Genomic DNA, 12,434 nt, shown 5'->3' on the forward strand with positions numbered 1-12,434 from the left:
CCCGACCGCACCGTCGCGCGGCCCCGGCCGGGCAGCGGCTCGGCACCCACGACCACCGACCCTGGGAGGGCCAGAACACTATGTGCGGGATCGTCGGATACATCGGCAGGCGTGACGTCGCACCACTGCTGCTGGAGGGCTTGCAGCGGCTGGAGTACCGGGGCTACGACTCCGCGGGCATCGCCCTGCACGCGAGCGGCAAGACCGGCGGGCTGAAGTCCGCGAAGGCCAAGGGGCGCGTCCGCGACCTGGAGGCGCGGCTGCCCAAGCGGTTCGCGGGCACCACCGGCATCGCGCACACCCGCTGGGCCACCCATGGCGCGCCCAACGACGTCAACGCGCACCCGCACCTGGACGCCGAGGAGAAGGTCGCCGTCGTCCACAACGGCATCATCGACAACGCCTCCGACCTGCGCGCCAAGCTGAGCGCCGAGGGCGTCGGGTTCCTCTCCGACACCGACACCGAGGTGCTCGCCCACCTCGTCGGCCGCTCCCAGGCCCCCACCCTGGAGGAGAAGGTCCGCGAGGCGCTCCGGCTGGTCGAGGGCACGTACGGGATCGCCGTGCTGCACGCGGACTTCCCGGACCGCATCGTCGTCGCCCGCAACGGCTCCCCCGTGGTGCTGGGCATCGGCGAGAAGGAGATGTTCGTCTCCTCGGACGTCGCCGCGCTCGTCAGCCACACGCGCCAGGTCGTCACCCTCGACGACGGCGAGATGGCCACCCTGAAGGCCGACGACTACCGCACGTACACCACCGAGGGCTCGACCACCTCCGCCCAGCCGACCACCGTGGAGTGGGAGGCCGAGTCGTACGACATGGGCGGCCACGACACGTACATGCACAAGGAGATCACCGAGCAGGTCGACGCGGTGGACCGCGTACTGCGCGGCCGTATCGACGACCGCTTCTCCACCGTGCACCTCGGCGGCCTCAACCTCGACGCCCGCGAGGCGCGCGCGGTGCGCCGGGTGAAGATCCTCGGCTGCGGCACCTCCTACCACGCGGGGCTGATCGGCGCCCAGATGATCGAGGAGCTGGCGCGCATCCCCGCGGACGCGGAGCCCGCCTCCGAGTTCCGTTACCGCAACCCGGTCGTGGACCCCGACACCCTCTACATCGCGGTGTCGCAGTCCGGCGAGACGTACGACGCCCTCGCCGCCGTGCAGGAACTCAAGCGCAAGGGCGCCCGCGTCCTCGGCGTGGTGAACGTGGTCGGCTCGGCGATCGCCCGCGAGACCGACGGCGGCGTATACGTGCACGCGGGCCCCGAGGTCTGCGTCGTCTCCACCAAGTGCTTCACCAACACGGTGGTCGCCTTCGCCCTGCTCGCGCTGCACCTCGGCCGCATCCGCGACCTGTCCGTCGCCGACGGCAAGCGGATCATCGCGGGCCTGCGCAAGCTGCCCGAGCAGATCGCCGAGATCCTGCGCGACGAGGAGCACATCGCGAAGCTCGCGGCCGAGTACGCGAACGCCCAGTCGATGATGTTCATCGGCCGGGTGCGGGGCTACCCCGCCGCCCTGGAGGCGTCGCTGAAGCTCAAGGAGATCAGCTACATCCACGCCGAGGCGTACCCGGCCTCCGAGCTGAAGCACGGTCCGCTCGCGCTCATCGAGCCCGCGATGCCGACGGTCGCGATCGTCCCGGACGACGACCTGCTGGAGAAGAACCGCGCGGCGCTGGAGGAGATCAAGGCCCGCAGCGGCAGGATCCTCGCGGTCGCGCACCAGGAGCAGGCGAAGGCCGACCACACGATCGTGGTGCCGAAGAACGAGGACGAGCTGGACCCGATCCTGATGGGCATCCCGCTGCAACTCCTCGCCTACCACACGGCGTTGGCGCTGGGCCGGGACATCGACAAGCCGCGCAACCTCGCGAAGTCCGTGACGGTCGAATAGCCGCTGCCGACCGACTGGGCCGGGAGCGGGAGAGCCGCCTCGGCGGGGGCGGGGACGAGAGCGGGCCGGCCACGGGGGGCCGGTCGAGGGGCTACCCCTCCGCGCGTGCCACCACGCGCGCGGAGGGGCCGCCTCCCCTGCGCCGATGCCGCCCTCGCACCGGCGACTGCCGTCCCGGGAACCGTCACCTCCCGGCCGACGGCAAGCCGTGTTCGAGGTCTACCCCCTACCCGTACGCATTCCACCCCTACGCATGGGTAGATTTATCGACTGTTTGCGACGGACCGAAGTCAACTCGACCGATAATCATCGGCGTTTCTTGTGGCTGGGTCGCGTACGGGGTAGTGGAGCCCGCCGTCGCACGCGGGCGCGCTTCGGGCGCACTTCGAGAGGGGCCGCCGCGCGCGGAGTCACGCCCCCTACGGGACGCGGGCCGGACGGAGGGGTGGTGGGGGCGCCCCCTGGCCCGTACCCATGCCCCGTACCCATGCCCCGTACGAGCACGGGCGGCGAAGCCGTCGAATGCCCCCTTACGGAGCCCCACGACGAGGGTCGGGACGGGGACGGACGACGTCGTACGGGCGCGACGGCACCCGCTCCTGTTTGCACTCCTGCATCACCTGCCCCGCAGGCCGCCCTCGCATACGCACCAACGCCGCCGGGGCGGCGCCGGCCGGCTACGGGATGACGACGACGGGGCGCTGGGCGCGGCGCGCGAGGCGGCCCGCGACCGAGCCGAAGATGCGGCCGACCAGGCCGTGCGTGGAGCCCACGACGATGGCGTCCGCCGAGTACTCCCGGCCGACTTCCTCCAGCTCGTGGCAGATGTCGCCGCCGCGCTCGACGAGGATCCAGGGGACCTCGGAGAGATAGTCGGCGCAGGCGAGTTCCAGGCCGAGCACCTCGGTCCGGTGGTCGGGCACATCGACGAAGACGGGGGGCTCGCAGCCTGCCCAGACGGTCGTCGGCAGCCGGTTCGCCACATGGACGATGATCAGGCCGGAGCCCGAGCGGAGGGCCATGCCGATTGCGTACGCAAGCGCTCGCTCACTCGACATGGATCCGTCGAAGCCGACGACGACGCCGTGCCGAAAAGCCGGGTCGCAGGAGTGACGTGTTTCTTCCGCCGCTTCGGGGGCCGCCGCGTGATCGGCAACCCTCTTGCGGTCCGCGGGTTCGGGGAATTCGTGACCGGCCATCGATGTCTCGGCGAAGGAAATCCTCTTGCGGAGGGATCAGCGGTGGGGTTCGGCGGTGAGCTGGTTGGAGTTGTCGTCGGACAGCGAACAACGGGCGGATCATGGTGCACGAAATCCGTCCGGGATTCATCTTTCCAAGTCCTTACCCACCAGGGTACGGCGACACTCGCCTCCTGCCCAGAGGCCGCCCCATGGGACGAACCGCCCGGAGGCGGGTTCCGAGGAGCATGCACGAGGGCGGCCCGTAGCGCAATGCCTTGGGGGTAGCCCTGACGCGCGCGGTGCAGTGACCCGGCGGCCGGGGGCGCGTTGTAGTACCGCCGACCGCCGCCAGTAGGGAGCTGTCCAGTGCCGGGAATCCCGCAGTACGCGCGCCGCGACGACGCCTCCGGACGCCCCGGCGGGGACCCCGGCGACGCCCCCTTCGCAGCCGCCTCCGACTCGGTCGGCGACGTCGTGCGCTGGGCCGTCTTCAGCTGTGCGCTGGTCCCGTTCGTCCTGCTGGCGTGCGGCCGGTCGTTCGGCGGCGCGGCCGGCACCGCCGTCGGGCTCACGGCCGTGACCTGCGCCTGCCGGGCCCTGCTGCGCCGGGCCGAACGGAACGCGGCCCGGTCGTCCCCCGAACGCGCCGCTCCGCACCGGGGCCGCCATGGCCGTACGGGCGTGGGGGCGCACCGGGGCGGGCACCTCAGCGAGGGTAGTGCGCCGGTCGACTGACGCACCGCCAGCTATGCGCCCGTTCCTTTTCAGCCAACTTCAGGCCGAAGCCCATCCCTTGGCCTACAGGGCCCCCAACAGCCGCTCGACCAGCAACGAAAGGACCGAGGAGAGCGGTTGCGGCCCTCTGGGATTGGGCATGGGCGAGAGGCGTACTTTTCAGCGGGGCCTGCAAGTGCAACGCTTCGTGATCGAACGCTTTACGCCAAGTTGCCATGTCGACATAGAGCCGGGTGGTGAACTGGTCACCGCGACCACATGCGACACAGTAGATTCGATCTTGGCCATGACCGGCGGGGGAACCGTTCAGGACCGAGGGGAAACGTGCAGGACCGAGAGGACTCGACCGCCGAGGGGGGCTTAGCGCCATGAGCCAGGACTCCACGACCGTACCGGAGACCACGCGCAAGCTCTCCGGACGCCGCCGCCGGGAGATCGTCGCTGTACTGCTCTTCAGCGGCGGCCCCATTTTCGAGAGCTCCATCCCGCTCTCCGTGTTCGGAATCGACCGCCAGGACGCCGGCGTTCCGCGCTACCGACTGCTGGTCTGCGCGGGCGAAGATGTGCCATTGCGAACGACCGGCGGACTGGAACTGACAGCACCGTACGGCCTGGAGGCGCTCTCCAGGGCGGGCACCGTCGTCGTGCCCGCCTGGCGCTCCATCACCGGGCCACCACCGACCGCGGCGCTCGACGCGCTGCGGCGAGCGCATGAGGAGGGCGCCCGGATCGTAGGGCTGTGCACGGGCGCCTTCGTACTGGCCGCGGCCGGCCTGCTCGACGGCCGACCGGCGACCACCCACTGGATGTACGCGCCGACGCTCGCGAAGCGCTATCCATCCGTGCACGTCGATCCGCGAGAGCTGTTCGTGGACGACGGCGACGTGCTCACTTCGGCGGGCACGGCCGCGGGCATCGACCTGTGCCTGCATATCGTCCGCAACGACCACGGCGCCGACGCCGCGGGGGCCCTGGCCCGCCGGCTCGTCGTGCCGCCGCGGCGCACCGGCGGTCAGGAGCGCTACCTCGATCGGTCTTTACCGGAGGAGATCGGCGCGGACCCGCTGGCCGAGGTCGTCGCGTGGGCGCTGGAGCACCTCCACGAGCAGTTCGACGTGGAGACGCTGGCGGCCCGCGCGTACATGAGCCGTCGCACCTTCGACCGGCGTTTCCGTAGCCTCACTGGGAGCGCTCCACTGCAGTGGCTGATCACCCAGCGGGTGCTTCAGGCGCAGCGGCTCCTGGAGACCTCGGACTACTCGGTGGACGAGGTGGCGGGGCGCTGCGGGTTCCGTTCGCCCGTGGCGCTGCGCGGCCATTTCCGCAGGCAGCTGGGGTCCTCCCCGGCGGCCTACCGGGCCGCGTACCGGGCGCGCAGGCCGCAGAGCGGTCTCGTCGACCGGGCGGACCGGCCGGACCGGACAGAGCGCGCGGACCGTGCGGATCGGGGGGACCGATCGGACCGTCCGGAGCTGGTGGAGCAGCGGGCCGGGGAGTCGGCGTCCCTGCCGATGCGCCGTTCCGCCGTCGCCACCGCGCACGCCGTCTCGGGGACCGCCACCGCGGCGCCCCCGGTCCCGGACCGCCCGGAACCGGGGAAGCCGGAGTCCGACCTGTACACCCCACGCCTGCCCGGCCAGCGGGAACGCCCCGTAGGGTGAGACGCATGAACGATCGCATGGTGTGGATCGACTGCGAGATGACGGGGCTCTCGCTGTCGGATGACGCGCTCATCGAGGTGGCCGCGCTGGTCACCGACTCTGAGCTGAACATCCTCGGCGACGGCGTGGACATCGTGATCCGCCCGCCGGCCGAGGCCCTGGCCACCATGCCCGAGGTGGTCCGGAGGATGCACACGTCCTCCGGACTCCTCGCGGAGCTGGACGCCGGGACCACGCTGGAGGACGCGCAGCAGCAGGTCCTGGCGTACATCCGCAAGCACGTCCCGGACGCGGGCAAGGCCCCGCTGTGCGGAAACTCCGTCGGCACGGACCGCGGCTTCCTGCTGCGCGACATGCCGGAGCTGGAGAGCTACCTGCACTACCGGATCGTCGACGTGTCGTCCGTGAAGGAGCTGGCCCGCCGCTGGTTCCCGCGCGCGTACTTCAACAGCCCGGACAAGAACGGCAACCACCGGGCCCTCGCCGACATCCGCGAGTCCATCGCCGAGCTCCGCTACTACCGCGAGGCGATCTTCGTCCCGCAGCCCGGCCCGGACTCGGACACCGCGAAGGCCATCGCGGCCAAGCACGTCCTGCCTGCTCAGGACCGCTGACCCCGCCCGCTCCCGGCCCCGCGGAAAGCCGGGAGCGAGCACCCCTCCAGACCCTGTACACTTTTCTTCGGCCGGTGCGAAAAGCCCCGGACATGGTGGGTATAGCTCAGCTGGTAGAGCACCTGGTTGTGGTCCAGGATGTCGCGGGTTCAAGTCCCGTTACTCACCCTTGATGATCAAGGCCCGACCTGTGAAAACAGGTCGGGCCTTCTTCGTGCAGCGGGGGCCCAAGGCGGCCGGGACGATCGCCTGCCGAGTCGGGTGCCCGGTGCTCCCTGCGCGCGCAGGGGTGATCCCTCGCGGCAGCCTTCATATGGGTGTACGTGTCCGGGTCCAAGTAACCCCAGATGCCTCGCCGGCCGCGTCCGCACACCATCAGGGAGAGGGTGCGGCTGGGGGCGCTGGTCGCCGCGTCGGTCGGGTAAGTACCAGATGTTGATCGTCAAGGTGCGCTCGATGCTCTCGCGCACCACCATCTCGGCCTTGTAGGACGCCCCGTCAGGGTCCGGCGCCGGGCCAGGAACGATTCCGGATATTCGTCGAAGAGAGATAGCGGAAATTGCGTTGCCTTCTCTCTGACCACCAGTCAGGGTTAGGCCATCGCTTCACGCATCTCCCGGTGCGCAGGTGATCGTTACTTCCACTGTTAATGGGGCGGTCCCAGGTTCGAACCCTGGTCGCGGCCGTAAGGCTGCGGTAGCTCAGCGGTAGAGCGCCTTCGTCACGATCGCCGACCTTGATCTCGGGAGACCACAACTTCATACGCTTGCACCTCCCGGTGCGCAGGCCGCGGCTACTTCTTCCAGCGAACCGCCGCAGCCGTCTTTGATCTCGGGAGGCAACAGCACCAGGGGTGCCCGGTGCGCAGGAGATCGTTACTTCTCTCACCAAGAAACAACGCGGGTTCGAATCCCGTCGCCGGCCTCACGGCTGGTGTCGTCCAGCGGCCCAGGACAATACGATCGCCGACTCTGATCTCGGGCACCCCTTTTGCTGACGCCTCCCCTCCACAGCGAGGGGATTTTCTTCATGGCCCGCTTCAACACCCGAACCGCTCGGCCCGCCGTCACCTCCCCGGTGACATCGACCGGTGCGACAACCATCAACCACCAGGGTGGCCAGGGCTATTCACGCGACGCCCGCTCCGAGCTCTTCCTCCTGGCCGTGACCAACATGGTCGGGCAGCAGACTTTCTACGAGAGCGGCGGGCAGCGCGACGACCGCTTCACCCAGCTCGTACACCAGCTCGCCGTCGAGGACCCGGACTGGACTGCCGGCCTGCTCCGCTGGCTCCGTACGGACGGCAACATGCGCACGGCGGCCGTCGTGGGCGCCGCCGAGTTCGTACGGGCCCGCCTCGATGCGGACGCGCCGGGCTACTCCCGCCAGACCATCGACGCCGTCCTCCAGCGTGCGGACGAGCCCGGCGAGCTACTCGGCTACTGGATGTCGCGGTACGGACGTACGGTCCCCAAGCCGGTCAAGCGCGGGATAGCCGATGCCGTGCGGCGGCTCTACACCGAGCGCTCCCTGCTGAAGTACGACACCGGCAGCAAGGGCTTCCGCTTCGGTGACGTCCTCAACCTCGTGCACGCCGCCCCCGCTCCGGACAGGCCGTGGCAGGGCGACCTGTTCCAGCACGCCCTGGACCGCCGCCACGGCCGCGAGGCGGACATCCCCTCTCGTCTGGCGACGCTCGTCGCTCGTGAGCAGCTGGCGGCCACGCCCGTCGACCAGCGCCGTCAGGTACTCGCCGAGCACGGGGACCTTCTCCGGCGTGCCGGGATGACATGGGAGGCGCTGGCGGGCTGGCTTCAGGGCCCGATGGACGCCGCCGCGTGGGAGGCGATCATCCCGTCCATGGGGTACATGGCACTGCTGCGCAACCTGCGGAACTTCGACGAGGCCGGGGTCAGCGACCGGGTTGCCGCGCAGGTGGCGGCGAAGCTCTCCGATGAGGACGCGGTCGCCGCCTCCCGGCAGTTCCCGTTCCGCTTCCTCGCCGCGTACCGGCACGCGCCGTCGCTGCGCTGGTCGTACGCCCTGGAGCAGGCCCTCGGCCACTCCCTGGCGAACGTGCCGTCGCTGCCGGGCCGCACCCTGGTCCTGGTCGACCGCTCCGGCTCGATGTTCGGCGGACTCAGCTCGCAGACGAACCTGAACCGCGCGGACTCCGCCGCCGTCTTCGGCACGGCAGTGGCGTCGCGGGCGGCGGCTGCGGACCTGGTGGAGTTCGGCACGTCGAGCCGACCGGTGCCGCTGCGGCGCGGCGAGTCGGTGCTGAAGGTGGTGGAGCGCTTCGGCAGCCTGGGCGGCACGGACACGGCGGATGCGGTACGCCGCCACTTCCGCGGCCACGACCGGGTACTGATCATCACGGACGAACAGGCCGCGTACGACTGGAGTGGCGACCCCACCGAGCAGGTCTCGGCGACGGTGCCCGTGTACACGTGGAACCTCGCCGGGTACCGCACCGGCCACGGCCCGTCCGGCACAGGACTCCGGCACACCTTCGGCGGGCTGAACGACGCCGCGTTCCGCATGGTGCCGCTGCTGGAGGCCGGGCGGAACGCCGCCTGGCCGTGGGAAGGCTGAACAATCGTCCTTGCGCCCGCTCTCCTTCGGGAGGGCGGGCGCTCCTCTCGTGCCCATCGTCCATCGTCCATCGCCCATGCGCCGTCGTAGGCGGCACTTCTCGGCAGCCGTATCCGATCATTTGTGGTTGATGGACGGTAGGACGTCGCGGTGCGGCAGGTCGACGCCCGTCATAGCCGCCGACCGGAGCGAATTCCGTGAGCACCCTATGCAGTTCGCGAGTGGTGCCGACGGCACGATGCCGGGCTCTACCCAGGCATGAGCTGCGTGACCGCTGTAGTACCTGCGGCGGCCCCGGCCCCGGCCCCGGCCCCGGGGAAGCGTGGCTCGTGTCTGCCGGGCCGGGCGGGTCAGGTTCCGTGGTGGGTCAGGCTCAGTGGTGGGTCAGGTTCCGTGGTGGGCCAGGGCCCGGTGCGGGTCGGCGCCGTGTGAGAGGTGGTCGGTGTGGACGGTGGCGGCGGTCAGCCGGGGCACCGCGTGGATCAGCGCGTGCTCGGCCGCGACGGCCAGTTCGTGGGCCTGCACCACCGTCAGGTCCGGGTCGACGACGATGTCGGTCTCCGCGCGCAGGGCGTGGCCGATCCACCGCATCCGCACCTGCCCCACGCCGCGCACGCCTTCCACACCGCGCAGCGCGTGTTCCGCGCGGTCGACCAGCGCCGGGTCGACGGAGTCCATCAGCCGTCGGTAGACCTCCCGCGCGGCGTCCCGCAGGACCATCAGGATCGCGAGGGTGATGAGCAGGCCGACGACGGGGTCCGCGTACCGCCAGCCGATCGCAGCGCCGCCCGCGCCGATCAGCACGGCCAGCGAGGTGAACCCGTCGGTCCGGGCGTGCAGTCCGTCGGCGACCAAGGCCGCCGATCCGATCCTGCGGCCGGTGCGGATCCGGTAGCGGGCCACCCACTCGTTCCCGACGAACCCGGCCGCCGCCGCGGCGGCCACCGCCCACAGGTGGGTGATTTCCCGCGGGTGGAACAGCCGGTCCACGGCCGTGTACGCGGCCAGCGCGGAGGACGCGGCGATGGTGATCACGATGGCGATGCCGGCCAGGTCCTCGGCCCGGCCGTACCCGTAGGTGTAGCGGCGGTTCGCCGCCCGGCGCCCGAGTACGAACGCGATGCCCAGCGGGACGGCGGTCAGCGCGTCGGCGGCGTTGTGGATGGTGTCGCCCAGCAGCGCCACCGATCCCGACAGGGCGACGACGGCCGCCTGGACCACGGTGGTCAGGCCCAGGATCCCCAGCGACAGCCACAGGGTGCGCATGCCCTCCCTGGAGGTCTCCATCGCCGAGTCGACCTTGTCCCTCGCCTCGTGGCTGTGCGGGGTCACCAGGTGCGCGGCCTGGTGGCGCAGCCGCGACCAGAGCGAAGCGGTATGGCCGTGACCATGGTCGTGCGGGTGGCTGTCGGCGTGCCCGGCGGGGACTCCGTGATCGTGTTCGGGTTCGTGGTGGGTACTCACGGCGAAGGCACCTTCCGGGAAACGGGCAGGACAGTCCAGCGCAGGACCTGCCGGCGGTCCTCCGCGACAGCACCACCATACAAGAACATATGAACAGTTCTTCATGCGTCATCGGTAGGATGGAGGCATGGGCCACGAAACCGACGGCAGCCACCACGCCACCACCCGCGAACGCCTGGACGCAGTGGGGACGGCCGATGTCGCCGCCACCCTCCAGGCCCTGGCCACCCCCTCCCGGCTGCGGATCCTCGCCCGCCTCCAGGAAGGCCCCTGTGCCGTCGCGGCCCTCGCCGAAGCCGTCGAGATGGAGCCCTCCGCCTGCTCCCACCAACTGCGCCTGCTGCGCAACCTCGGCCTGGTCACCGGAGAACGCCAAGGACGCTCGATCGTCTACGCCCTCCACGACCACCACGTCGCCCAGCTCCTCGACCAGGCCCTCTTCCACGTCGAACACCTACGGCTCGGCCTGCGCGACACCCCGCCCGCCAAGGCGATCGCCGGCACCGAATGACCCGGCCGCCGCGGAACTCTCACAAATGACTGGACGCGAGAGTTCCGAGAACGGCCCCGCTTGATCACATTTCCGCAGGTAGTCGCTTGCAGAAGACCTCTCCAATTCCCGGAGTTCCACGAGGCAGTTCCGACAGGCTGCCGGGGCGGATCTCACGCCCGGTCGAGCCTCGATGGCGAGAGAACGCCCTGCACCGTCGCTTATCACCCGGACGCGCTGTGCGGGCGGGGCCGGTCTTACGCCTCCGGCTCCGGATGCTCCTGCGCTCGCGCCCGGACGAAGGCGAGCATGCCGCGCGGGCTGCTATGCCACGGGCGATCATCCCTATCGGCCCGGCCCACCACGTCCTACGCTGAGGGCCTTAGCCATACGGCTGGGGGCAGCAGTATGAGCACCCTCGAAAAGTACGAGGCCGGCGACCGCAACCCACCCCAGGCACCATTGCTCGTCTCGCCTGCGCCCTCAAGGTCACGCACGTAGCGCTCGACAGCTCGGGGCGTGAACAGCGGCAAGCCTTCTGGTGGCTCGCCCGCGGTTACCGGGCCACCAACAGCCTCGCCCACAAGCTTGGTTACCACGACCTCTCGCTGACCGCGATCGAGCGCGTCCGTTGGGCTGCTGGGCAGTCCGGCGACAGTCTGATGCAGGTCACCGCCGCCTACCTGAAGGCCGGCGCCATGCTGCGCATGGGTACGTACGCCTCTGCGCGCCGCGTTCTCGAAGGGCTCGCCGCGAAGGTGGAGTGCCTCGCGCCGGAGCGGAGCATGACGGACGCGCAGATGGCGGTGCTGGGGGCGATATACCTCAAGCTCGCGATCCTCGAAGCGCGTGACAGCCGTCCGCACCGGGCTCACCAGCGCCTGGGGGAGGCGCGCGGCGGCGGAGTGCGTCACCACCACCGACCACGAAGCCCACTACATGGGCCTGCCAGCGCCCCGTATCTGTGAGAGACCACGCGCCCACTGGGTGATCCCCCAGGACGGCACCCTGAGTCCCTCGTCCGCTGTGCGCGCCTTCATCACGGCGGGCGCGGACATCGACATCGAGGAAGCCGAGTCGTGAGCTGCCACTGCTGGAACGTTGCGCAGGCGCCGGACGTCGTGGGTCCCTGAGCCCTCACCGCCGGCCCTCCCTGACGGACTGAGGCCCCAACCACCCGTGGCTCCGCCACCCTGCTTCGCACCGGGTGCTCTCTCGGGGAAGTCGGCCGCTCGTATCGTGAGGCCATGGAGAAAACGCTTCGGAAAATTGCCGTGGGGACCGCCCTCTTACTTTCGTGTGTCGCGTGTACGGCGCACGGCGGCGAAGGTTCCGGCACTGATGCTTCGGCCAGTGATGCCTCGGCGGCAGACGATTTCACCTCGTTGGCCAAGCTCCCGTCCGTAGGTTTGAGCAGAGGCTCGCTCTCCTTGGTGCAGTCCCCTTCAGGGCAGGGGGAACCTAAACCGTTGGGAGAGGTACGGCAGGGAAAGCATCGCGTGGTTGCCTACACTCAGGGCAATTCATGCGGTGTCGCGGTCTCCGACGGAGAGCCTTCGCGGCAGGGGCTGATACGCCTGACATCGGAGTGGCCCAGGGAGAGTTCCGCCGGCAGCAGACCGTACGCCGTCGGCCCTTACAGCACCGCTTCGTCTCCCAGCGCGGACGGGGCCGCGTTCATCGCATTGAACTGCGGCAACAAGGCAATGGTGGTCGAACACTCCGCGCTCGATAAGGAGCGGGTCACCAAGCAGGGAAATGTCTCCATCGAGAACAGCCGAAAGGCATCTGGA

9 protein-coding genes and 1 tRNA gene are annotated in these 12,434 nt (G+C 70.1%); 8 read left to right on the plus strand and 2 right to left on the minus strand.

Annotated elements, in window-relative coordinates; translation table 11 throughout:
• Window positions 1–80: 80 nt before the first annotated feature.
• Window positions 81–1,901: a glutamine--fructose-6-phosphate transaminase (isomerizing) gene (gene glmS / locus AB0I49_RS11940; RefSeq protein ID WP_363226770.1), complete on the plus strand. Its 1,821-nt coding sequence runs from the start codon at window positions 81–83 to the stop codon at window positions 1,899–1,901.
• A gap of 677 nt (window positions 1,902–2,578) precedes the next feature.
• Here the strand turns inward: glmS and AB0I49_RS11945 are convergent.
• A complete protein-coding gene (locus tag AB0I49_RS11945) occupies window positions 2,579–3,100 on the minus strand; it encodes a universal stress protein (protein ID WP_363226771.1) in 522 nt (173 codons plus the stop codon).
• A gap of 456 nt (window positions 3,101–3,556) precedes the next feature.
• On the opposite strand from AB0I49_RS11945, the gene AB0I49_RS11950 reads away from it, so the two are divergent.
• From AB0I49_RS11950 to AB0I49_RS11970, 5 genes are all read left to right on the plus strand, one after another.
• Window positions 3,557–3,817 carry a hypothetical protein gene (locus tag AB0I49_RS11950; RefSeq protein WP_363226991.1) on the plus strand — a complete coding sequence of 87 codons (261 nt, stop codon included), beginning with the start codon at window positions 3,557–3,559 and terminating at the stop codon, window positions 3,815–3,817.
• 368 nt (window positions 3,818–4,185) lie between these two features.
• Complete coding sequence (locus tag AB0I49_RS11955; protein ID WP_363226773.1) at window positions 4,186–5,478, plus strand: helix-turn-helix domain-containing protein; 1,293 nt, start codon at window positions 4,186–4,188, stop codon at window positions 5,476–5,478.
• A 5-nt stretch (window positions 5,479–5,483) separates the two neighbouring features.
• Window positions 5,484–6,092, plus strand: a complete 609-nt coding sequence (gene orn, locus AB0I49_RS11960; RefSeq protein WP_363226774.1) for an oligoribonuclease — start codon at window positions 5,484–5,486, stop codon at window positions 6,090–6,092.
• Between the two features lie 95 nt (window positions 6,093–6,187).
• Window positions 6,188–6,260: transfer RNA gene (locus AB0I49_RS11965), tRNA-His, on the plus strand.
• Window positions 6,261–7,121: 861 nt separating this feature from the next.
• Entirely contained in the window at window positions 7,122–8,687 is a 1,566-nt protein-coding gene (locus AB0I49_RS11970; RefSeq protein ID WP_363226775.1) for a TROVE domain-containing protein, read from the plus strand.
• A 384-nt stretch (window positions 8,688–9,071) separates the two neighbouring features.
• Here AB0I49_RS11970 and AB0I49_RS11975 read toward each other — a convergent pair whose 3' ends face one another.
• Window positions 9,072–10,151, minus strand: coding sequence for a cation diffusion facilitator family transporter (locus tag AB0I49_RS11975; protein ID WP_363226777.1), 1,080 nt, complete (start codon window positions 10,149–10,151; stop codon window positions 9,072–9,074).
• Window positions 10,152–10,278: 127 nt separating this feature from the next.
• Between AB0I49_RS11975 and AB0I49_RS11980 the strand changes: the two genes are divergently transcribed.
• Window positions 10,279–10,662 (plus strand): metalloregulator ArsR/SmtB family transcription factor, encoded by a 384-nt coding sequence (locus tag AB0I49_RS11980; RefSeq protein ID WP_363226778.1) that lies wholly within the window; start codon window positions 10,279–10,281, stop codon window positions 10,660–10,662.
• Window positions 10,663–11,490: 828 nt separating this feature from the next.
• Window positions 11,491–11,724, plus strand: coding sequence for a hypothetical protein (locus AB0I49_RS11985; protein ID WP_363226779.1), 234 nt, complete (start codon window positions 11,491–11,493; stop codon window positions 11,722–11,724).
• The last annotated feature ends 710 nt before the right edge of the window (window positions 11,725–12,434 follow it).

This window comes from Streptomyces sp. NPDC050617, assembly GCF_040654795.1.
Classification (GTDB): Bacteria; Actinomycetota; Actinomycetes; order Streptomycetales; family Streptomycetaceae; genus Streptomyces.